The sequence below is a fragment of the Nonomuraea sp. NPDC049695 genome (genome assembly GCF_040674955.1).
GTDB lineage: Bacteria > Actinomycetota > Actinomycetes > Streptosporangiales > Streptosporangiaceae > Nonomuraea > Nonomuraea helvata.
The window spans coordinates 196661-218456 of record NZ_JBFANV010000004.1 but is presented as its reverse complement, the minus strand read 5'-3'; the positions used below and the strand labels follow the sequence as shown (position 1 = coordinate 218456).

Here is a 21796-nt window from a genome sequence, read left to right as displayed (position 1 = left end):
GTGGCGAGGGCCTCGTTGACTGCCGAGACCCTCGCCGTTCCCCTGGAAGGGCTTACTTGTACAGCTCGCCGTTCGACCCGACCAGCTTGCCGGACCACGAGTTCTTGGCCGCGTTGTACACCGCAGCCGTCTCACCGTCGAAGTAAGGCGACGTGATGTAGTCGATGCGGTCGTTGCCGTCCTGGTCCGCGAAGGTGCTGGTGACACCGTTCACGTAGCCCAGGCGCTTGGCGTTGCTGTAGTTGGTGAGCCAGGGACCGCCGTCGTAGCCGGGGGTCACGGCGCACTTGAGGCCGATGTGCTCCTCGATCTTGAGCCAGGGAGCGCCGACCGCCTTGGAGGTGGTCTTGCCGTAGCAGGTCTTCGGCGTGACGCCGCTGTAGACCTTGTTGCCGTCCGGGTGCGGGGCCGCCGGGTAGCCGAAGGCGCGGACGGGCTTGCCGGTGGGCTGGTTCCAGGCGACGCCCTGGCCGCCGACGTTGTCGCCGAGGCGACCCGCGTCCTTGACCAGCAGGAGGTGGTAACGGCCGCCCCACGAGCGCTTCGGGCCGGTGAAGCTGTCGTAGGTCTTACGGTCCACGTCCTTGACGCGCTCGAGCTGGACGCCGTTGTAGACGCTGACGAAGGCGTAGTCCTTGTCGTAGTCCTCGTACGTGTCGAAGTCGTAGTGGGTGAAGGCCTGCTTGCCCACGTAGATGCCCCACGGGTGCTTGCCCTCGTAGTAGCCGGGGACGAAGACCCACTTGTCGAGGAGCGCGCTGTTGCTGTCCGTGTCGTACACGCAGTGGCCGGCGGTGGCGACCAGGTTGCGGTAGTTCGACTGGATCGAGGTGGCCGAGCACCAGCGGTACTTGCCCGAGCCGTCGACGAAGAAGACCTTGCCGATGGTCTTGGGGAAGTTCACGTTCTGGGCGGAGCCGGTCGACTTCGACTGGCCGGTCGGCGCCGTGGTGCCGGGGCGGCCGTCGGGGGTGTAGCCGCCCTTGGAGACGACCTTGCGGACCTCTTTCGCGTCCCACGTGTACTGGGTCGCCTGGCGGAGTGCGGCACCGTTCGCGCCGAACCAGAAGGAGGCGACGGAGACGGCGGCGGACGTGCTGCTGGCCAGGGGGTCGCGCGAGACGTCCCCGTCAGCCTGCGCAGTGCCGGTCAGACCCACGGCGAGCAGGCCGGTGGCCAGAATGGCCCCACCGGCGGGCAGAAGGATTCGCTTCAAGGTAACTCCAGGTTGCGCTGATGAGAGGCGCCTGGTGCACCCCCACAACTCAGCAAAAGGACAGCCCGGAATTTACAGGTTTGACCAAGCCAGTGTGAATTTCGGGTAGATCATCTCACCGTTCCAACGCGCGCCGTGACCGTACCGAGACAAAGGATGTGCTGATCACGAGCAGTGATGGAACGGTTGCTGTGATTTAGGTCACTTTTGACGGTGTGGTCAAGGCCGCGGCGCGTCGGTAGACCTCTCCGGTGGTGGTGTCGAAGTACGGGCACGACACCGCGTCGTACCAGCCCTTGGCGTCTCTGTTCCAGGTCAGGCTGTTGATGCCGTTCAGGCTGCCGAGCCCGCGGTCGCCGTTGTAGCCGATCAGCCAGGGCCCGCCGCTCGCGCCGGGGCTGAAGTCGCACGACAGCAACTGCACGCCCTTCTGCAGGTCGATGCTGACGGCCGAGGTCCACCGGGTCGGCCCCGCGCCGCACATCTCCAGTTTCTTGCCGTTGAACGGCGTGCTGCCGTCGGGCTGCGCGCCCGCCGGGTAGCCGAAGGCGACCGCCGAGTACGTGCCCGGCTTCTTGTTGAGCTCGATGCCCTGGCCGCCCACGTTGTCCTGGAGCCGGCCGACGTCCTGCATGACGTAGCCGCCGCCGTCTTTGGCCACCCACTTGAAGCCGCGGTGCACGGTCACGAACGCGTAGTCGAAGTCGTAGTCGCCCTTGCCGGACCAGTCCTCGTGCATGCTGATCGAGGAGCCCACGTAGATGCCGTCAGGCGTCTCGCCGTTGGGTCCGGGATTGGGGACGAAGATCCAGAACTCCGCCGCCTTGGCCTGGCGCGGGTCGTACGCGCAGTGCCCGGCCGTCGCGACGACGCTGTGGTTCTTGGCGGCGATCGCGCTGGCGGAGCACCAGTACTCCTTGTCCCCGAACCGGAAGAAGACCTTGCCCATGGTCGTCGCCGCCGAGCGCTTGCGCGGCAGCGCCGGCGCCACGGGCTGCGCGGCGATCGCCCGCGTGACCGGGGACGTGGCCTGCGTGGCGGGGGCGGAGGCGGCCGGGGTGGATGACGGCGCCGGGGTGGCCGCGGCGCCCGGCGTGGCCGGGCTGTAGCTGTCGGCCTTCTTCAGCTGTTCGGGCGTCCAGTAGTCGGCGACCCGCTTCACGTCCACCGAGGTCTTCGCCAGCGCGACGGCGAAGACCTGGCTGTCGCGCTCGGCACTCGCGACCCCCGTGAAGGCAGGCAGCATCAGCAGCGCGCTGCTGAGCGCAGCCGCCACCATGTGCCTGGCCCGGGGGATCATGAAATGCCTTTCTTTGGGGTCGTAAGGGTGGATTTTTCCAGATGTACAGGTGGTATTGCAGCCAGGATAGAGATTCGTTACCTGATCTACCATGCGGGGTGCGCTATAAGGGCGCCGTCAGACAAGCCGCTAAATGATCATTAAAATCCATCGTTTCCGCAGGTCAGAGCGGTTGTGGGCGTGCGGTGAATTGCAGTGATTCCGTGCCGTTCCAGTGGCGTACGCCTCATTGACATCTCAGGGGAAGGCCCCGGTTCTCGGGGAACCGGGGCCCAGGGTGCCGGCGTGATCAACGGAAGTTGCCGGTCCAGCGGTTGGCCGCTGCCTTGTAGACCTTGTAGGTGTCGGTGTTGAAGTACGGCGACGAGATGTAGTCGTAGCGGTCGTTGCCGTCGGTGTCCCACGCGACGCTGTTGACCCCGACCAGGTAGCCGGTGCGCGACGCGCTCTTGTAGTTGTAGAGGAACGGTCCGCCGCTCGCGCCGGCGGTGAAGGAGCACTTGAAGCCGATGTGCTCCTGCAGGTTGTACTTCCTGGCCTCCGGCATCGGCTTGGTCTTGCCGTAGCAGAACTTCATCGTGCGCCCGGTGTACGGCTTGTCGCCGTCGGGGTGCTCGCCCGCCGGGTACCCGAACGAGAACACGTTCAGTTTCGTGCTCCTGTTCCAGGTGAAGCCCTGCCCGCCGACGTTGTCACCGAGGCGGCCGACGTTCTTGACGGTCCACTGCCACCGGCCGTTGACCTTCTCCCAGTTGACCTTGATGCCGTTGTAGACGTTGACGAACGCGTAGTCGAAGTCGTAGTCCTCCTTCACCACGAAGTCGTCGTGCGCGTTGAACGTCTTGGCGGCGTAAATGCCGTAGGGCGCCTTGCCCTCCCAGACATTGTTGCCGTCCCAGTACGACGGAATGAAGATCCAGTTGTCGTAGAAGGTGTTCTTGCTGGTGTCGTAAACGCAGTGGGCGGAGGTCGCCACGAGGTTGCGGTACTTGCCCTGCACCGAACTCGCCGAGCAGTAACGCCAGCTCCTCGGGTCGCGCGGGTCGGCCTTGGGCAGCGTGAAGAACACGCGGCCGACCGTGTTGGGCAGGTTGACGTGCTTGCTCTTCTTGGCCTTGGTCTTCTCCTCGCCGATCGGTGGGACGGATCCAGGGGGTCCGTCAGGGGCGTCGTTGGTGCCCTTGACGCCCTTGGAGGTCAGGCTGAGGCCGTCGTCGTAGTCGGTGGCCAGCTTGACGCGGTCGGGCGTCCAGAACTGGATCGCCTGCTCGGCAGGGGTGGCGGCGTTCTGGGAGACGACGTCTGAGGGGGATGCGGTCGCGCGCGCCGCCGTGCCGCTGATCAGCCCGACGGCCATGAGGCCGGCGAGCGGGATCGCGATGCGCCTTGCTCGGGAAAACATGGAGCTCCTTTCGGCTTTCGGCGGCCCAGAGCGGGGTGCTGCGCCCCGGTGGGCCAGGAAAACGATCGGAACGTTAATGAATGGCGCAAGCGCGTGGCCATGAAACGACGTGAAAAAGCATGGCCCGGTTCCGTTCCGTTATAGAGATAGCGAAATCGCATGTATTACTGATTGGCATCTCCGCAGGTGGGGGCGGTGGTTATTTGTCTGCAGCAACAGCGGTAACTCGCATTATCAAATGCCACTTCACGGCCAACCGAATCGCGTTCTGGTTAACTGGATTCATGGATCCACGCACCCCCTGTCTCATCGGCATCGCGCAACGCACCGTTCGCGAGCAGCCCGGCCCGGAACCGCTCGATCTGTGGGAGTCGACGGCTCGCGAGGCGGCCGACGACGCCCGGCTCCCCGTCGAACGGCTCGACTCGATCCAGATCGTCTACACCGACTCCTGGCAGTACGACTCCCCGGTCGGCCGCCTCGCCGAGCGCCTCGGCGCCACGCCGCGTCACCGGGCGTACTCCAAGGTGGGCGGTACGGCTCCGCAACTGCTCGTCGGCGAGGCGGCGGCCAGGATCGCGGCGGGCGACATCGACTCCGCGCTGGTCACGGGGGCCGAGGCGCTGGCGACGCGCAGGGCGTACAGGCAGGCGGGCGAGCACGTGCCGTGGAGCCATCCCGCCGTGCCCAAGCCCCCTTACGGGTGGGAACGACCGCCGCACCCGTCCGCGCTGGCGCACGGGCTGTTCCTGCCGGTGCACACCTACGCGATCATGGAGACGGCGCGGCGGGCGGCGTCCGGGCTCACGGTCGAGGAGGAGATGCGCGACAGGGGCCGGATGATGGCGCCGATGACCGAGGTGGCCGCCGCGAACCCGTACGCCTGGCGCAGGACCGTCCGCACCCCCGAGGAGCTCGCGCACGGCGACCGGTTCGTCGGCTGGCCCTACACCAGGAACACGGTGGCCGTGCTCGAGGTGGATCAGGCGGCGGCCGTCGTCCTGGCCGCCAGTGAGCTGGCAGACCGGCTCGGGGTGCCTGCCGAGGGGCGCGTGTACCTGCGCGGATGGGCGTACGGGGAGGACACCTGGGAGGTGGCCGCGCGGCCCGCGCTCGGCGCCTCGGAGGCGATCGGGAAGGTGGCCGAGGCCGCCTTCCGGCGGGCCGGGCTCGGGCTGGACGACATGGACGCGCTCGACGTCTACAGCTGCTTCGCGGTCGCGTTGCGGCAGGCGTGCGACGCGATCGGGCTCGATCCGCTGGACCGGCGCGGGCTCACGGTCACCGGCGGGCTGCCGTACGCGGGCGGGCCGGCCAGCGACTACGTGCTGCACTCGACGGCGACCATGGCGGGGCTGCTGCGCGCGTAGTCGGGGCACGGGCTGGTGAGCGGGGTGGGGATGCATCTGACGAAGCACACGTACGCGGTGTGGTCCAGCGAGCCGGGCGGTCGGCTGGGGAGTGCGGCGCCGGTGTTCGTGGCCAAGGAGGTGCCTCTCGTGGGCGCCTTCGACGGGGACGGGGTGGTGGCCGGGTACACGGTCGCGCACGGGCGGGACGGGGTGGCCGAGAGGGGGGTCCTCGTGGCCGAGGTGCCTGGTGGGCGGGCTTATGCCGTGGTGGAGGAGGCCGGGCTGCTGGCGGACGCGGAGTCGCGGGAGCTGGTGGGGCAGCAGGTGCGCCTGGTGAGCGACGGGAAGGTCAATGTGGCTACGTGGTGACCTAAAGTGGATGCCAAATCTGTGAGCGCGTGACTACTATCCGGTGTTGACATTTTTATGTCGCGGGCGGACGCTGGATGTCATGCGGAGGACAACTGTGCGCATCGACGAGACGCTCCTCAACGAGGCGAAGGCGTACGCGGCACGTAACGGACGCAGTCTCAACTCAGTGATGGAGGATGCCTTGAGGCAACTGCTCAACCGGTCCACGGAGGTCGCCGAGCGGCCCCGCGTGGAGCTGATCACTTCCGACAGCACGGCCGGCTTCCAGCCGTGGGTTCAGGAGCGGCTCGACGCCGGCGAGAAGCTGGAGCACATCGCGTGGGACCTCGACGACGAGGAGCGTTTCCCGGAGCTGCGCAATGCTGCTCGCTGACATCAACGTCCTCGTCAACGCCTTCCGGCACGAGTCCGCCGATCACGATCGCTGCCATGCGTTCATGGAGGAGATGGTGAACGGCGACTCGAGCTACGCCGTGAGCGACTTCGTCGTCAACGGCTTCATCCGGATGGTGACCAACCGGCGTATCTACAAGGACCCCGACGGCCTCGAGCGCGCTCTGACCTTCGCCGAGACCTATCGCAACCAGCCGCAGGCGACGGTGGTCGCGCCGGAGGGGAGGCACTGGGAGATCTTCACCCGGCTGTGCCGTCAGGCGGGCGCCACCGGCAATCTCGTCCCCGATGTCTACCTCGCCGCACTGGCCATCGAGCACGGTTGCGAATTCGTGTCCTGCGACAAGGACTTCGCCCGGTTCCAGGGCTTGCGCTGGAGGTCGCCGCTCAACTGAACTGAGGTGAAGGGGCGCGAGCCCTCACTACTCGGCGAGGAACGGTCGTGGCTGACCAGTTCGACGTCATCGAGCAAGGCGAGCGAGGCCGCCGCCGGTGGATCGGCCTGGCCGCGGTGCTCGCGCTCTTGCTGATCCCGATCATCGGTCTGATCACCAGCCGGGATCCCGAGCCGCAGCCGCGGGTGACGCCCACCCCCGCGCCCATCAGGTCGCTCACCAGGATCGGCGGCGCTCCCAACATCCTGAGCGTCCCTGCCAGGGCCAAGGGTGGTGACGAGGTCATCGAGGTGGTGTTCCCGCACGGGGTGCGGGCCGAGGTGCGTTACCCGGCCGAGCTGGGCCTCGACGAGATGGGGTCGCGGCCTTTCCAGGGCTTCTGGATCGACGGGTCATACCGGCAGTTCACCGCCCCGTACAGCGGTGAGTTCGAAGTCACCAAGGGCGGCGAGCCGATCAGGAACTACACGCCCAACGTCACGCTCTGGCCGCGCCAGGCGGGGAGCGGGCACTACGGGCAGGTGCTGCTGTTCGCGTTCGGGCGGTGGCGGCTGGCGATGTACGACCGGGGGCAGGGGCTGACGTTCGACCAGCGGATGGCGCTCGCCAAAGGGCTCAAGGGGAGGGTGACGAAGGACGGCTACCTCGTGCTGTCGGCCGAGGAGCCCGTGCGGCTCGCCAGGCCGGGGGAGATCGCGGAGGGGGAGCCGGCGGGCCCGCAGCTCTGGTTCGGCGGTGGCGCGGGGGAGATGGTCGCGCTCGTGCCCACGCCCGACTGCAGGAAACGGGGCACGGCGCCGGCGGTCCTCAGAGGGCGGTCTGCCGACTCGGTGTGCCGAGGTGACGTGCTGGTTGCCGTCGCGGGGTCGCCGTCGTACCGGAAGAAGGCGATCGAGGGGATCCGCGTCACGCTCAAGCGAGGCGGTCCGGGGTGAGGGTGAGGGTGCTGAAGTAAGGTGCGGCCATGTTCGCCGTAACCGCCACACAGACCGATCCCGACAACCCACTCGCCGGGCTGACGCTCGGCGAGCATCCGGAGCCGAAGGTCCCGGACGGATGGACGACCGTCTCCGTGCGGGCGGCCGCGCTCAACCATCACGACCTCTGGACGCTCAAAGGCGTCGGCATCAGGCAGGACCGGCTGCCGATCGTGCTCGGCTGCGACGCGGCGGGAGTGGACGAGGACGGCAACGAGGTCATCGTGCACTCCGTCATCGGCACCGGCGCGGACGAGACCCTCGACCCCCGGCGCACGCTGCTGTCCGAAGTGCACGACGGCACGTTCGCCGAACGGGTGGCCGTGCCGCGCGCGAACCTCGTGCCGAAGCCGTCCGCGCTCAGCTTCGAGGACGCCGCCTGCCTGCCCACGGCCTGGCTGACGGCGTACCGGATGCTGTTCGACAAGGCCGGGCTGCAGCCCGGCTCCACCGTGCTGGTGCAGGGTGCGGGCGGTGGCGTCGCCACCGCGCTGATCGCGCTCGGCCGGGCCGGCGGCTACCGGGTCTGGGCGACCAGCCGTTCCGAGGAGAAGCGCGAACGTGCCCGGCAGCTCGGCGCGGACCAGGTGTTCGAGCCGGGGGCGCGGCTGCCGGAACGGGTCGACGCGGTCATGGAGACCGTCGGGCAGGCCACCTGGGACCACTCGCTCAAGTCGCTCAAACCCGGCGGGCGCATCGTCGTCTCCGGCGCCACCAGCGGCGCGGTCCCGCCCGCCGACCTGAACCGGGTCTTCTTCCTGCAGCTGTCCGTCATCGGCTCCACGATGGGCACGCGGGACCAGCTCCAGCGGCTGGCGATCTTCCTGGAGCAGACCGGTGTCCGGCCCGTCGTCGATCGGGTGCTGTCGCTGGTGGACGCGCGTGCCGGGTTCGCCGCCATGGCGGCAGGGGAGATCTTCGGAAAAGTCGTTTTTGCGGTATGAATAAGTAATGGGTTACTTTGGTGGCTCCTGGGTGATACAAGCATGAGGGGAGCTGTCTCACCCGGGAGGCCGTCATCATGGAGGTCGAGCCCTTCGGCCCAGGTTCGATGCACTGGGACACCGCCGGCGAATACCGCAATCTGCTCGTCGCCGGCAGCGCGCTGGTCATCCAGACGATGCACCCGGCCGTCGGCGCGGCCGTCGCGGAGTACTCCACGTACAAGGACGACCCGTGGGGGCGGCTCACCCGCACGCTCGTCTCCATCCAGAAGTGGGTGTACGGCGGGGCGGACGGCCCCGCCGAGGGCCGGCGGCTCAGAGAGCTGCACAGGCCGATCAGCGGGGTGGACGAGCTCGGCAGGCCCTATCACGCGCTGAACGGCGAGGCGTGGGCGTGGGTGCATCTGTCGCTGTTCGAGCGGTTCATCACGCTCCGGCGCTATTTCGGGACCCCGTTCACCGTCGAGCAGCAGCGGCGGCTCTACGACGAGTCGCGGCACCTCGGCGCGATCCTGCGGGTGCCGGAGCGCGAGATGCCCCGCGACCTGGAGGCGTTCTGGCGCTACTTCGACGCGATGGTGGCCGACACGCTGGAGCCTCACCCGACCGCGCTCGACGTGCTCTCGGTCCTGCGTGGCACACCGGCGCCGCCCGGGCTGCCGAGACCGCTGCGCCGGCTGTGGACGCCGGTCGGGGTTGGATCGGGGGAGTTCAACCACTTCGTGACGGTGGGCACCTTGCCGCCCTCCGTACGGCGGAAGCTGGGGCTGCGGTGGACGGCACGGGACGAGCGGCGGCTACGGCAGCTCGGGCACGCCGTGGCCGTGCTGACGCCGCGCCTGCCCGAACGCCTGCGGTACATGCCGATCGCCTACCACGCCCGCAAGGCCGAACGGAGCTCGCGCCGGCTGGAGCGGCAGCTCCGGCACTCGGCATAGGGCCAAGGCGTTCCGTACCGGAATGTCTGTGCGCTCGGGCGAGGGTCAGTGTTCGAGGATGTCGCGGATGCGGCGGCTCGCGTCGTCGAGCGCCGTACGCAGCTCAGCCAGCATCTCCGGCGTCAGCCGGGCCTGGGAGGCCTCCTGGCGGGCCTGGCCGATGAAGTCGGCCAGCAGCTCGCCCAGCTCCGCGTCGAGGTCGGCGCGGCTCTTGGGCGCGCCCCCGAGCGTGGACCAGACCTCGGACCAGATCCGGCGCCACTCCCTGCTGAGCCGCTCGCCCTCGTCCTGCCAGTGGTAGGCGTTCTCCATCCACTGCCGCTTCTGCTGCTCCTTGAGCCGCTTGAAGTCCTCTTTCTGCTTGTCCCCGAACCGCCGGGAGTCCTCCGCAGTCCCCGTGCGGACGTCCTTGGCCATCCGCGTCAGCTCGTCGCGCAGCGACCTGACCGTGTCGCGGACGTCCTCCTTGACCTCGCGGGCGATGTCGCGTACCGAGGCGGAGATCTCCTGCTCGAGGTCGTCGAGCTCGTCGAGCCGGGCGTTCAGCTCCTCGCGGCCCTTGTCGGTGATCGAGAAGACCTTCTTGCCCTCGACCACCTCATGCGTCACCAGGCCCTCTTCCTCCAGGCGGGCGAGGCGCGGGTAGATCGTGCCGGGGGAGGGCGAGTAGACGCCGAGGAAACGGTCCTGGAGCAGCCTGATGACCTCGTAGCCGTGACGCGGGCTCTCCTCCAGCAGCTTGAGCAGGTACAGCCGGAGCCGGCCGTGACCGAAGACAGGGCTCATTCCTTCTCCCCCTTGAGCAGCGCGACCTCGCCGGAGACCGTGATCGCCGACAGCGACGCCATGCCGCCGCCCAGCCGGCCCGACATCTGCTTGGTGCCGGGACCGTTCGTGTTGAACAGTTGGTCGAACGTGCTGACCAGCCTGCCGGAGGTGGACCTCACGCTCACGTCCGCCTCCACGTTCTCCGGCAGCCTGACCAGGATGTCACCGGAGACGCTGTGGAGTGTCACGTAGCCCGTCGGCCGCAGCGCGAGGTCGGCCGTGATCCGGCCGGACACGGTGTTCGCCTGCAGCCTGCGCGGGGTGCCGTGGGCCACGGTCAGGTCGCCCGAGACGCTCTTGAACGCGAGGTCGCCGTCCAGGGCCCGCGTCTCCACGGGGCCCGAGACGGTCGTGGCGTGCACGTCGCCGCTGAGGCCGTCGAGCACGATCTCTCCAGACACGCCCCTGACCTGCGTCGTCTTCTCGAAACCGGCGACCACGGCAGGAGCGGAGACCACCCCGGCGTTGACGGTGCAGTCCTTGGGCACGGCGATCGTCAGGACCGTCCTGCGCCGGTCGCGCCGCAGCCAGCCGAGCAGGCCGTCCCAGGTGAGGTCCTTGTAGGCGACCGAAAGCGTTCCGGTGTCCTCGTCGTACGTCACCAGCAGCGGGGACGCCGAATCGATCTCGGCCACCTCCACCGTGGACGGGCCGTCGCTGGCGAGCACGTCCAGCCGACCGGCGACGATGCGGACGTTGAGCGACTTCACTGGACCGAACGTCAGGTGTTCCGGTGCGTCGATCGTCCACTGTTGCATGATCCCCCGCCCTTCTGGCTGCACATCCCTACACCAGACACGATATGTCGCGTTTGATGAAATCTCAAGATGTATCGCGTTTGTTCGTCAAAGCGGGGGTTCAGTCCTCGTCGTCGTCGTCCAGCCGCGCCAGCCAGGTGGCCAGCCGCTCGACCGGGATCTCGAACTCCGGGTTGAGGTCGACGAACTCGCGCAACCGCTCACCGAGCCAGAGCAGGCTGACCTCCTCCTCGCCCCGCCGCTCGACGAGCTCCTCGATCCCCCGATCCGTGAAGTACATCTCTCTCCATTCCTCCCTCAAACGGCAGTGAGCCCCCAGCCGGGGCCGGGGGCTCACTGTGGTGCGCTGGCTCAGCCGAAGACCTCGTGGAGGATCTCCTCGAGCTCGGTGTCGTGCGTGTTGTGCGACCCCGTCGCGGGCGAGCTGTTGGGCCGGCGCGAGATGCGGCGGACCGGGCGGCCGCCCAGCGTCTGCGGGTCCTCCGCCAGCTTCAGCGTGAGGTACGGCCACGGCCCCATGTTGGCCGGCTCGTCCTGCGCCCAGGCCAGCTCCACCTGCGCCCCGTAGCGCGACAGCTCGGCGGCCAGCTCCTCACCCGGGAACGGGTAGAGACGCTCCAGCCGGACGATCGCGACGTTGTCGCTGCCCCGCTTGTCCCGCTCCGCGGCCAGGTCGTAGTAGAGCTTGCCGGACGTGAGCACGACCCTGGTCACCTTGGCCGGGTCCACCGTCGTGTCGCCGAGGACCGGCTGGAAGGTGCCCGTGGTGAAGTCGGACGCCTTGGACGTGGCCGCCTTGTGGCGCAGCAGCGACTTGGGCGTGAAGACCACCATCGGCTTGTGCCGCTCCGACTCCACCTGCCAGCGCAGCAGGTGGAAGTAGTTGGCCGGGGTCGAGGGCTGCGCGACCGTCATGTTGTCGAGCGCGCAGACCTGCAGGAACCGCTCGATGCGGGCCGAGGAGTGGTCGGGGCCCTGGCCCTCGAAACCGTGCGGCAGCAGCAGCACGACCGAGGACTTCTGGCCCCACTTCTGCTCGCCCGACGAGATGAACTCGTCGATGATCGTCTGGGCGCCGTTGACGAAGTCGCCGAACTGCGCCTCCCAGGCGACCAGGGCGTCCGGGCGGACGACGCTGTAGCCGTACTCGAAGCCGAGCGCCGCGAACTCGCTCAGCAGCGAGTCGTAGACGTAGAACTTTGTGGTGCCCTCGTTGAAGGTCTTGAGCGGCGTGTGGTCGGCACCGGTCATCCGGTCGACCAGGACGGCGTGGCGCTGCGTGAACGTGCCGCGGCGCGAGTCCTGGCCCACCAGGCGGACCGGGTGGCCGTCGATGAGCAGCGAGCCGAAGGCCAGCGTCTCGCCCATCGCCCAGTCGATCGTGTCCGTCTCGACCATCTGGCCGCGGCGCTGCAGCACCGGCGCCAGGCGCGGGTGCGGCGTGAAGCCCTCGGGCAGGTTGAGCTGGGTGTCGACGATGCGCTTGAGCGTCTCGTCGGTGATCGCGGTCGGCGTCTCGTCGTGCGACCACTTGACGACCTCGGTCGGCGGCACCCGCATGGCGGCCGCCTCGGCCGGCTTCTTCACCGCCTCGCGGGTCTCGGTGAACGCCTGCTCCAGCTTGGCCTGGTAGTCGCGGAGCGCCTGCTCGGCCTCCTCGACCGTGATGTCGCCCCGGCCGATCAGCGCCTCGGTGTAGAGCTTGCGGGTCGAGCGCTTGGCGTCGATCAGGTCGTACATCAGCGGCTGGGTGAAGGCGGGGTTGTCGCCCTCGTTGTGGCCGCGGCGGCGGTAGCAGATGAGGTCGATGACGACGTCCTTGCGGAACGCCTGGCGGTATTCGTAGGCGAGCTGGCCCACGCGCACCACGGCCTCGGGGTCGTCGCCGTTGACGTGGAAGATCGGCGCCTGGATCATCCGCGCCACGTCGGTCGCGTAGACCGACGAGCGGGACGAGGCGGGCGAGGTCGTGAAGCCGACCTGGTTGTTGACCACCACATGCACGGTGCCGCCGGTGCGGTAGCCGCGCAGCTGCGACAGGTTGAGCGTCTCGGCCACGACGCCCTGGCCGGCGAAGGCCGCGTCACCGTGGATGAGGACGGGCAGGACGGTGAAGCCCTCCTCGCCGCGCTCCAGGAGGTCCTGCTTGGCGCGGACGACGCCCTCGAGCACCGGGTCGACCGCCTCCAGGTGGGAGGGGTTGGCGACCACGGAGGCGGTGATGGTCTTGCCGCTCGGCGCGGTGAACTCACCCGTCGCGCCGAGGTGGTACTTCACGTCGCCGGAGCCGTGCGCCGTGCGCGGGTCGATGTTGCCCTCGAACTCGCCGAAGATCTGCGCGTACGACTTGCCCACGATGTTGGCCAGCACGTTGAGCCGGCCGCGGTGGGCCATGCCGATGACGACCTCGTCGAGGTCCTCGTCGGCGGCGTCACTGATCACCGAGTCGAGCAGCGGGATCAGGGACTCGCCGCCCTCCAGGGAGAAGCGCTTCTGGCCGACGAACTTCGTCTGCAGGAACGTCTCGAACGCCTCGGCGGTGTTGAGCCGGGACAGGATGTTGAGCTGCTCGTCGCGCTCGGGCGACTTGTGCGGCTTCTCCACCCGCGCCTGGATCCAGGCCCGCTCCTCGGGGTTCTGGATGTGCATGTACTCGATGCCGACCGTGCGGCAGTAGGAGTCGCGCAGCACGCCGAGGATCTCGCGGAGCTTCATCAGCGGACGGCCGCCGAAACCGCCCGTGGCGAACTCGCGCTCCAGGTCCCACAGCGTCAGACCGTGGGACTGGATGTCGAGGTCGGGGTGCTTGCGCTGCTTGTACTCCAGCGGGTCGGTCTCGGCCATCAGGTGGCCGCGCACGCGGTAGGCGTGGATCAGCTCGATCACGCGCGCGGACTTGGACACGTCGTCGTCGTGGGAGGCCGAGACGTCCTGGACCCAGCGGACCGGCTCGTACGGGATCCGCAGCGCCTCGAAGATCTCGTCGTAGAAGCCGTCCTCGCCCAGCAGCAGCCGGTGGATCTGGCGCAGGAAGTCACCCGACTGGGCGCCCTGGATGATCCGGTGGTCGTAGGTGCTGGTCAGCGTCATGACCTTGGAAACGGCCAGGCGCGAGAGCGTGTCCGGCGAGGCTCCCTGGTATTCGGCCGGGTATTCCATCGCTCCGACGCCGATGATGGTGCCCTGGCCGGGCATCAGGCGTGGCACGGAGTGGACGGTGCCGATCGTGCCGGGGTTGGTCAGCGAGATCGTGGTGCCGGAGAAGTCGTCGACGCCCAGCTTGCCGGCGCGCGCCTTGCGTACGACCTCCTCGTACGCCATCCAGAACTGCCGGAAGTCCATCTCGTCCGCGCCCTTGATCGAGGGCACGAGGAGCTGGCGCTCACCGTTGCTCTTCTGTACGTCGATCGCCAGGCCGAACCCGACGTGCTCGGGCTTGATCAGCGTCGGCTTGCCGTCGATCTCCGCGTAGGAGTGATTCATCTCCGGCATGGCCCTGAGGGCCTTGACGATCGCATAGCCGATCAGGTGCGTGAAGGACACCTTGCCGCCGCGGCCCCGCTTGAGGTGATTGTTGATCACGATGCGGTTGTCGATCAGCAGCTTGGCCGGAATCGCGCGCACGCTGGTCGCCGTCGGGACCGACAGCGACAGGTCCATGTTGGCGGCCGTGCGCGCAGCGGCACCGCGCAGCTTGACCTCCTCGGCGCCCTTGGGCACCGGGGCAGCGGGCTGCTTCGGCTTCTCGGCCGCAGGCGGCGCCTTTGGCGGCGCCTGCGGGGGAGCGGGAGCGGTCACAGTGCCGTTCGCCGCCTCCCTACCCGGTGCCGTTCGGCCCGGTCCGTAATCAGGGTTGTAGTCAGCGAAGAAGTTCCACCAGGCCTTGTCGACAGACTCGGGATCTTGGAGGTACTTCTGGTACAGCTCGTCGACAAGCCACTCGTTCTGACCAAAGCTTGCCAGCGGGTTTGTCCGCGACGACTCAGACGACACGGCGGAAATCGCCCTCTTCCGCAGATCGGCGTTGATGTTAGAGAACCTGTCCAAGGCTACTCGCCCGGACCGGCAGCGCGCGCCGAAGAGGCTGTGGCGCCTCGCACGATCCTCTCAGGACAGAGCAAAGACGTCACGCCTCCCTAGTCAGTCCAGGTGGTGCCGCAATTATTACTCTTTGGTATCAACACCACTACGTGAGGTTTATTTCCCGCTGGACAGCAGCCTGCTAGCAATCCGCGCCTCAGGGGACAACTCGGACAGAAGGTCCGCCAGCTCCTCTCCCGCCTGCTTGAGCTCCTCCAGCGACATCGGCTCGAGGCGTTCGAGCAGGAAGATCGCGTTGGTGGTCTCCTCGGTGAGCCTCGTGCGCACCACCTGGCGCCAGTTCCACCTGCGGCAGGTGACCCCGACGTCGTCGCGCCAGATCACCTCGCCCGGCTCGGGCGTGCCGAGCGCCTCCTCGGACGCCTCGTCGCCGGTCGCCCGCACCAGGCGGGCCGGCCCGACGTAGCGGTCGAGGTCTTCTCCGCCGATCGGCAGCGCGTGCTTCACGCTGATCGAGTTGTACGCGTCCACCACCCGGTTGATCTCCGGCAGCGGCATCCTGCGGGTGAGCGCGTCGACCGAGGGCCGCGTCCGCTGCGGCTTGGCCCCGAAGGCGCGGTACGCGTCCTTCCAGGCGTCGATCTTGTCCGACTGCACCTCCACCTCGGAGGCCGCTGCCAGCCACGCCCGGGACCGGTCGTCCGTGGGCCCGTTGCGCAGGCCGTGCGCGGTCACGATCAGCACCGCGAAGTCGGGGCGCAGCGCGAAGACGGAGTCGTCCACCCAGATGTCGTCAAGCATCCCCACAGTCTAGTGAGCGGGGGAAGCCGCAAAATTCCCTTTGCAAAATTGTCTTTGCGGTCTATCGTGAGCCACATGGAGGAGCAGTACAAGATCAGTGATCCGCAGGTGCTCAAGGCGGTCGCCCACCCGCTCCGGGTGCGCCTGCTCGGCCTGCTGCGCACCGACGGCCCCGCGACGGCGAGCGAGCTCGCGCGCAAGGTCGGCGAGAGCTCCGGCTCGACCAGCTATCACCTGCGCGAGCTGTTCAAGTTCGGCTTCATCGAGGAGGATCCCGAGCGGCGCGACGGGCGCGAGCGGCGCTGGCGACCCTGCCACCGCTACACCTCGTGGGACGCCGTCGAGCTGTCCGCCACCGCCGAGGGCCGCGAGGCGGTGCGGATCATCCACCTGCGACAGGCCGAGATGGTCCGGCGAATGCTGGAGGAGTTCGACGTCGCCGAGTGGTCCCGCGACTGGGTGGACACGGCGGGGATGAGCGACCACATCGTCTCGCTGCCGCCTGCCGCGCTGCGCGAGTTCAACCAGAAGGCCAAGGAACTGCTGTACGACCTTGCCGCCAAGTACGCCGGCGATCCCGAGGCCAGGCAGGTCAGCGCCTGGCACGGCGCCGTACCCAGATCGACGCAGGAGGAGCTGTGACCGCACGCTCGGCGTTACGCCGCTACATGCTCGTCAGTTTCCTGACCTGGCTGCCCATGGGGCTCATGGTGGCCACCATGGTGCTGCTGATGACCGCGAGAGGGCTCAGCCTGGCCGAGGTGGGGCTGTCGGTGACGGTGTTCTCAATCGTCACCGTCGGCCTGGAACTGCCCACGGGCGGCCTGGCGGACGTCATCGGGCGGCGGATGGTGCTGGCCGCCTCCGCCGCGTGCACCGTGGCGGCGCTCGCACTGATCAGTGTGTCCACGACATTCTGGATGTTCCTGGTGAGCGGCGTGTTCAAGGGTGTCGCCAGAGCGTTGTCCAGCGGCCCCGCCACCTCCTGGTACGTCGACACGCTCCACGACATCGAGGGCCGCGACGCCGATCTCAAGCCGGGCCTGGCGAGGGGCGGCGCGATGGAGTCGGTGGCGCTGTGCGTGGGCGTGCTGGCGGGCGGCGCCGTCCCGCTGCTGGTGCCGCCCTCGCTGATGTTCCCGCTGGCCGCGCCGCCCCTGCTGGGCGCGGTGGCGGCGGCCGTGCTGCTGGTCGTGGTGGTGTTCGCGATGCCCGAGCCCCCGCATGCGCGCAGGTCGCTCGCGGGCGTGCTGCGCGAGGTGCCCGCCACGGTCGTGTCGGGCATCCGGCTGGCGGCTGGAGGTCCGGTGCTGCGCCGCCTGATGGCGGCGGCGGCGAGCTCGGGCGTGCTGCTGATGAGCATCGAGCTGCTCACCCCGGGACGTCTGGCCGAGCTGGCGGGCACGGCCGAGCGCGGCAGCCTGGCCTACGCCGTGGTCGCGGCGCTCGGGTTCGCCGGCAGCGCGGCGGGCAGCGCCCTGGCGCCGCGCGTGGCGCGGCTGGCCGGTGGTTCGGCCAGGGGCGCGATCGCAGGGGCGGTGGTGGCGGCGCTCTCCGTGGGCTGGCTGGCCGCCACGTCGGGGCTGGGCGGCACGGCCGGGCTGGTGAGCGCCGGAGCGGCGTACGTGACGCTGTTCGTCGGACTCTCCGTGGGGAGCCTGCTCTGCCTGGAGATGACCCACAACGCGGTCAGTGCCGCCGAGCGCACCACCGTCACCTCGACCAGCTCGCTGTCCCTGCAGTCCGGCGGGATCGTGGCCAACGTCACGCTGGGGGCCCTGGCCTCCCAGGCGGGCCCGGCCGCCGCCTGGACCGTCGCCGCGCTGGTGATGCTGGCCTCGGCCCTGCTGTTCGTGCGGATGCCCGCGCCTACAGGCTCCAGTCGATCTCCGGTCCCACAGGCACGATCCTTGTCGGGTTGATGTTGGTCTGGGTGATGTAGTAATGACGCTTGATCTGGTCGAAGACGGTGGTTTCCCGGAAGGCCGGGATCGCGTACAGCCTCCGCGCGTACGCCCACAGCGCCGGATAGTCGATCAGCCGCCGGACCGAGCACTTGAAGTGCGAGTGGTAGACGGCGTCGAACCTCGCCAGGGTCGTGTAGAGGCGCACGTCGCTGTCGGTGAGGGTGTCGAAGAGGTACTCCGACTCGGCCAGGCGTACCTCGAGGAAGTCGAGCGTGCTGAAGACCCGGGCCACCGCCTCCTCGTACGCCTGCTGGTCACGGGCGAAGCCCGCCTCGTAGACCGCGTTGTTGAGGCCGTGGTACAGGCGGTCGTTCATGATGTCGATGTCGGGCCGCAGGCGTTCCGGATAGAGGTTGGGGGAGGTTCCCCATGACATTTCCAGATCGAGCGTGATCTGCGGGAAGTCGTTGGTGACGATCCGTTTGTCCTGGGTGTCCCACACGCAGGGAACGGTGTAGCGGCCCGTGTAGCCGGGGTCGCTCGCGTGGTAGAGCTCCGACAGGTACTCCGGGTCGCCGTCCGGGATGCGCCAGCCCTTCTCGTCCCGGATGGGGTCGACGATCGTGACGTCGAGCAGGTCCTCCAGGCCCAGCAGCTTTCTGACGATCAGCACGCGCTGCGCCCACGGGCAGGCATAGGAGGCGTAGAGGCGGTAGCGGCCCGGCTCGGGGGAGTCGAGGCGGTCGGTGAAACGGTTCGGCTGCCGTTGGAAGCGGCCATCACGGGAGGTCTCGCCGCTCAGCTTCATGACCCCAGTAGAACATGTTTCTGATACAGAACTATATTCGGGATTGTGGCGAAATTTGTGGTGACTCCCGCTAGCCAGGCGCAGCGGGAGGCGTGGGTGAGCGGGGCGATCCCCGAGGTCGAGCAGGTACGCCCGGGGCTGTGGTCCATCCCCGTGCCGATCCCCGTCAATCCCCTCCGGTACGTGCTGGTCTATGCCCTCGAGCTGCCCGACGGAGTGGCGATCGTCGACGCCGGCTGGAACACCGACGAGGCGTACGACGCGCTCGTCGCGGGCCTCGGCGTGGCCGGATACGCGATCACCGACGTCAAGGGCGTGCTCGTCACCCACATCCACCCCGACCACTACGGCCTGGCGGGGCGCGTCCGCGAGATGTCGGGCGCCTGGATCGCCCTGCACCCGGCCGACGCGCGCCTGATCCGGGAGCGCTACGACGACGAGGTCATCGACTCCCTCGTCGAGCGGGAGCGCGCGCTGCTCGCCCGCTGCGGGGTGCCGCCGCTGACGCTGGACGAGCTGGCCGGCGCCTCCATGATGATCAGGCACGTGGTCTCGATGGCCAGGCCCGACCGCCTGGTCGAGGACGGCGACGAGCTCGGCCTGCCCGGCTGGGACCTGCGGGCCGTCTGGACGCCCGGACACTCGCCGGGCCACCTGTGCTTCTTCTCGCCCTCGCGCAGGCTGCTGCTCTCCGGCGACCACGTGCTGGCGAAGATCACGCCGATCGTGGCCGTCCATCCCCAGTCGGCGCCGAACCCGCTGGCCGACTACCTCGACTCGCTGGCCGCCGTACGCAAGCTGGAGGCGGAGGAGGTGCTGCCGGCGCACGAGTACCGGTTCCTGGAGCTGGCCGAGCGGGTGGACCACGTGATGGCGCATCACGACGCGCGGCTGGCGGAGATCGAGCAGGTCGTGGGCTCACACGACGGCGTCACGTGCTGGGACGCGGCCACCCGCCTGACCTGGGCGCGGCCGTGGGAGACGATCCCGCCGTTCATGCGGCGCTCGGCCAACAACGAGACCCTGGCCCATCTGGTGTGGCTGGCGGCCAAGGGGCGGGTGCGCAGGGAGCCCGGCGAGCCGGATCTGTGGCGTTTGCCGTGACGCGACTATCGTACTAGTAACAGAATGTTGTTCTCCTGCGTGGGAGGTTCGATGCTTCGGTTCGATGACAGGGTCGCGATCATCACGGGGGCCGGGCACGGTCTCGGCAGGTCGCATGCGCTCCTGCTGGCCGAGCGGGGCGCCAAGGTGGTCGTCAACGACCTCGGCGGCGCGCTCGACGGCACGGGCGCCTCGGCCGGGCCCGCCGCCGACGTGGTCGAGCTCATCACGAAGAACGGCGGCCAGGCCGTGGCCAACGCCGACAACGTCGCCACGCCGGAGGGCGCCAGGGCCATCGTGCAGGCCGCCGTCGACGCGTTCGGCAAGGTGGACATCGTCGTCAACAACGCGGGCATCCTGCGGGACAAGTCGTTCGGCAAGATGACGGCCGAGGACTTCGACGGGGTGCTGGCCGTGCACGTACGCGGCTCGTACCTGGTCAGCCAGGCCGCCTACCCGCTGATGAAGGCGGCCGGCTACGGCCGCATCGTCAACACCTCCAGCCCGGCCGGCCTGTTCGGCAACTTCGGCCAGGCCAACTACTCCACCGCCAAGATGGGGCTCGTGGGCCTGACCAAGACGCTCGCCATCGAGGGCGCCCGCAACGGGATCATGGCCAACGCCATCGCGCCGATCGCCTGGACCCGGATGACGGAGTCGCTGCTGCCGGCCGAGTTCGAGGCCAAGTTCACGCCCGAGCGGGTGAGCGCGCTGGTGGCGTACCTCGTGCACGAGACGTGCGAGGCGAGCGGCGAGGTGTTCAGCGTCGGCGGCGGCCGGGTGGCGCGGGTGTTCGTGGCCGAGGGACCCGGCTGGAAGGCCGACGAGATCACGCCGGAGGCCGTCGCGGGCAACTGGGAGGCGATCATGGCCGAGCAGCCCTACGTCCTCACGGCCGCCGACTCGATGAAGGCGATGCTCTAACTCCTCCAGGTGGTCCCCGCCGCCGGGTTCGGCACCCCGGTGGCGGGGACTTCTGCTGTCCAGAGCGGCGAAGAGCCTGACAAATCAGTCTTTGTTCGATCATCGGCGAAAGTCAGGGGAGTTTGGTCGATTCCTGCTCTTGATTTGCCGCATCGGTGATCTTATTGTCGCCACATGACCCCCCAGCCGGGCTCCGCCGGCGATGTCCTGACGCTGATCAGCGCAGGCTCGGCGACGACCCGTTCCGATCTCGCGAGGCTCACCGGCCTGGCCAGGTCAACGATCTCCCAGCGCGTGGACGCGCTGATCGAGCGCGGTCTGGTCGAGGAGATCGAGAGCGGCGAGTCCACCGGAGGGCGGCCCCCGCGGCAGCTGCGCCTGCACACCGAGGAGCACGCGTTCGCGGGTGTCGACCTGGGCGCCACCCACTGCCGGGTCGCGCTGATGGACATCTCGGGCGACGTGCTGGCCGAGTGCGAGGACGCGCTGCTGATCGGCGAGGGTCCGGAGAAGGTGCTCGCACACGTGGACCGGCGGCTGGACCGGCTGCTGGGCGAGGTGGGCCGGCCGCGCTCCGCGCTGCGCGCGATGGGCATCGGGGTGCCGGGGCCGGTGGAGTTCGCCACCGGGCGGCCGAACAACCCGCCGATCATGCCGGGCTGGAACGACTACCCCGTCCCGGAGTACTTCGACGGCGTGTCGGTGCTGGTCGACAACGACGTCAACGTCATGGCGCTGGGCGAGCACCGCCACTCGTTCCCGGACATCAACCACCTGCTGTTCGTCAAGGTCGGCACGGGCATCGGCTGCGGCATCGTGGCCCAGGGCAAGCTGCACAGGGGCGCCCAGGGCTCGGCCGGCGACATCGGCCACATCCGGGTCAGCGGCCACGAGGACGCGGGCTGCCGCTGCGGCAACAGCGCCTGCCTGGAGGCGGTGGCCGGCGGGGCCGCCATCGCGCGGCGGCTGACCGAGCTGGGCCTCCCGGCCGAGTCGGGAGCCGACGTCGTGGCGTTCGTACAGGCGGGCAACACCCAGGCGCTGCGGCTGGTCAGAGAGGCCGGCCGGCACATCGGCGAGGTGCTGGCCAGCTTGGTCAACTTCTTCAACCCCGAGGTCATCGTCGTCGGCGGCGCGCTGTCGAGGGTGCACGAACACCTGCTGGCCGGGATCAGGGAGACGGTCTACCGCAGATCGCTCCCGCTGGCCACGCACCACCTGTCGATCACGCCGAGCCAGGCGGGCATCAACGCGGCCGCGCTCGGGGCGGGGATCCTCGCCATCGAGCACTACCTCTCACCGGACAACATCAACCGCATCGTCAACGCCTGAAAGG

The 21796-nt window shown here is 68.7% G+C and carries 21 protein-coding genes; 12 read left to right on the top strand and 9 right to left on the bottom strand.

Translation table 11 applies throughout. The features are described from left to right. Positions 1 to 52 precede the first annotated feature (52 nt). From AB0J64_RS05855 to AB0J64_RS05845, 3 genes are all read right to left on the bottom strand, one after another. Entirely contained in the window at positions 53 to 1216 is a 1164-nt protein-coding gene (locus AB0J64_RS05855; protein WP_364021259.1) for a hypothetical protein, read from the bottom strand. Between the two features lie 196 nt (positions 1217 to 1412). Then, positions 1413 to 2516 (bottom strand): hypothetical protein, encoded by a 1104-nt coding sequence (locus AB0J64_RS05850; protein ID WP_364021256.1) that lies wholly within the window; start codon positions 2514 to 2516, stop codon positions 1413 to 1415. Between the two features lie 289 nt (positions 2517 to 2805). Beyond that, positions 2806 to 3918 (bottom strand): serine protease, encoded by a 1113-nt coding sequence (locus AB0J64_RS05845; RefSeq protein WP_364021253.1) that lies wholly within the window; start codon positions 3916 to 3918, stop codon positions 2806 to 2808. A 284-nt stretch (positions 3919 to 4202) separates the two neighbouring features. Between AB0J64_RS05845 and AB0J64_RS05840 the strand changes: the two genes are divergently transcribed. From AB0J64_RS05840 to AB0J64_RS05810, 7 genes are all read left to right on the top strand, one after another. Then, positions 4203 to 5288, top strand: coding sequence for an acetyl-CoA synthetase (locus AB0J64_RS05840; protein ID WP_364021250.1), 1086 nt, complete (start codon positions 4203 to 4205; stop codon positions 5286 to 5288). 30 nt (positions 5289 to 5318) lie between these two features. Continuing rightward, complete coding sequence (locus AB0J64_RS05835) at positions 5319 to 5639, top strand: hypothetical protein (RefSeq protein ID WP_364021247.1); 321 nt, start codon at positions 5319 to 5321, stop codon at positions 5637 to 5639. Positions 5640 to 5721: 82 nt separating this feature from the next. Beyond that, on the top strand, positions 5722 to 6015 hold the full coding sequence (locus tag AB0J64_RS05830; protein WP_364021244.1) for a DUF6364 family protein: 294 nt from the start codon (positions 5722 to 5724) through the stop codon (positions 6013 to 6015). Further along, positions 6002 to 6430 carry a type II toxin-antitoxin system VapC family toxin gene (locus AB0J64_RS05825; RefSeq protein WP_364021241.1) on the top strand — a complete coding sequence of 143 codons (429 nt, stop codon included), beginning with the start codon at positions 6002 to 6004 and terminating at the stop codon, positions 6428 to 6430. Before AB0J64_RS05830 ends, AB0J64_RS05825 begins: the two co-directional genes overlap by 14 nt. 47 nt (positions 6431 to 6477) lie before the next feature. Next, a complete protein-coding gene (locus AB0J64_RS05820) occupies positions 6478 to 7365 on the top strand; it encodes a hypothetical protein (protein WP_364021238.1) in 888 nt (295 codons plus the stop codon). A 29-nt stretch (positions 7366 to 7394) separates the two neighbouring features. After that, positions 7395 to 8351: a zinc-binding dehydrogenase gene (locus tag AB0J64_RS05815; protein ID WP_364021235.1), complete on the top strand. Its 957-nt coding sequence runs from the start codon at positions 7395 to 7397 to the stop codon at positions 8349 to 8351. A 77-nt stretch (positions 8352 to 8428) separates the two neighbouring features. After that, positions 8429 to 9289 (top strand): oxygenase MpaB family protein, encoded by an 861-nt coding sequence (locus AB0J64_RS05810; protein ID WP_364021232.1) that lies wholly within the window; start codon positions 8429 to 8431, stop codon positions 9287 to 9289. Positions 9290 to 9334: 45 nt separating this feature from the next. Here AB0J64_RS05810 and AB0J64_RS05805 read toward each other — a convergent pair whose 3' ends face one another. The 5 genes from AB0J64_RS05805 to AB0J64_RS05785 all read right to left on the bottom strand — a co-directional run bounded on the left by AB0J64_RS05805 (position 9335) and on the right by AB0J64_RS05785 (position 15717). Continuing rightward, entirely contained in the window at positions 9335 to 10075 is a 741-nt protein-coding gene (locus AB0J64_RS05805; protein WP_364021229.1) for a PadR family transcriptional regulator, read from the bottom strand. Next, entirely contained in the window at positions 10072 to 10875 is an 804-nt protein-coding gene (locus AB0J64_RS05800) for a DUF4097 family beta strand repeat-containing protein (RefSeq protein WP_364021227.1), read from the bottom strand. The genes AB0J64_RS05805 and AB0J64_RS05800 overlap by 4 nt, the downstream gene beginning before the upstream one ends. A 100-nt stretch (positions 10876 to 10975) precedes the next feature. Further along, positions 10976 to 11155 carry a DUF6104 family protein gene (locus AB0J64_RS05795; protein ID WP_357602224.1) on the bottom strand — a complete coding sequence of 60 codons (180 nt, stop codon included), beginning with the start codon at positions 11153 to 11155 and terminating at the stop codon, positions 10976 to 10978. Between the two features lie 71 nt (positions 11156 to 11226). After that, positions 11227 to 14868, bottom strand: coding sequence for a multifunctional oxoglutarate decarboxylase/oxoglutarate dehydrogenase thiamine pyrophosphate-binding subunit/dihydrolipoyllysine-residue succinyltransferase subunit (locus tag AB0J64_RS05790; RefSeq protein ID WP_364021225.1), 3642 nt, complete (start codon positions 14866 to 14868; stop codon positions 11227 to 11229). Positions 14869 to 15072: 204 nt separating this feature from the next. Beyond that, positions 15073 to 15717, bottom strand: coding sequence for a phenylalanine--tRNA ligase beta subunit-related protein (locus tag AB0J64_RS05785; protein WP_364021223.1), 645 nt, complete (start codon positions 15715 to 15717; stop codon positions 15073 to 15075). Between the two features lie 75 nt (positions 15718 to 15792). Between AB0J64_RS05785 and AB0J64_RS05780 the strand changes: the two genes are divergently transcribed. Beyond that, positions 15793 to 16359 (top strand): helix-turn-helix domain-containing protein, encoded by a 567-nt coding sequence (locus AB0J64_RS05780; RefSeq protein WP_364021221.1) that lies wholly within the window; start codon positions 15793 to 15795, stop codon positions 16357 to 16359. Next, entirely contained in the window at positions 16356 to 17639 is a 1284-nt protein-coding gene (locus AB0J64_RS05775; protein WP_364021219.1) for an MFS transporter, read from the top strand. Before AB0J64_RS05780 ends, AB0J64_RS05775 begins: the two co-directional genes overlap by 4 nt. Here AB0J64_RS05775 and AB0J64_RS05770 read toward each other — a convergent pair. Beyond that, positions 17587 to 18432 (bottom strand): glutathione S-transferase C-terminal domain-containing protein, encoded by an 846-nt coding sequence (locus AB0J64_RS05770; RefSeq protein WP_364021217.1) that lies wholly within the window; start codon positions 18430 to 18432, stop codon positions 17587 to 17589. The genes AB0J64_RS05775 and AB0J64_RS05770 overlap by 53 nt on opposite strands. A 45-nt stretch (positions 18433 to 18477) precedes the next feature. On the opposite strand from AB0J64_RS05770, the gene AB0J64_RS05765 reads away from it, so the two are divergent. The 3 genes from AB0J64_RS05765 to AB0J64_RS05755 all read left to right on the top strand — a co-directional run bounded on the left by AB0J64_RS05765 (position 18478) and on the right by AB0J64_RS05755 (position 21792). Further along, positions 18478 to 19536 (top strand): MBL fold metallo-hydrolase, encoded by a 1059-nt coding sequence (locus tag AB0J64_RS05765; RefSeq protein ID WP_364021215.1) that lies wholly within the window; start codon positions 18478 to 18480, stop codon positions 19534 to 19536. A 51-nt stretch (positions 19537 to 19587) separates the two neighbouring features. Continuing rightward, entirely contained in the window at positions 19588 to 20460 is an 873-nt protein-coding gene (locus AB0J64_RS05760; RefSeq protein ID WP_364021212.1) for an SDR family oxidoreductase, read from the top strand. Between the two features lie 174 nt (positions 20461 to 20634). Then, entirely contained in the window at positions 20635 to 21792 is a 1158-nt protein-coding gene (locus AB0J64_RS05755) for an ROK family transcriptional regulator (RefSeq protein WP_364021209.1), read from the top strand. The last annotated feature ends 4 nt before the right edge of the window (positions 21793 to 21796 follow it).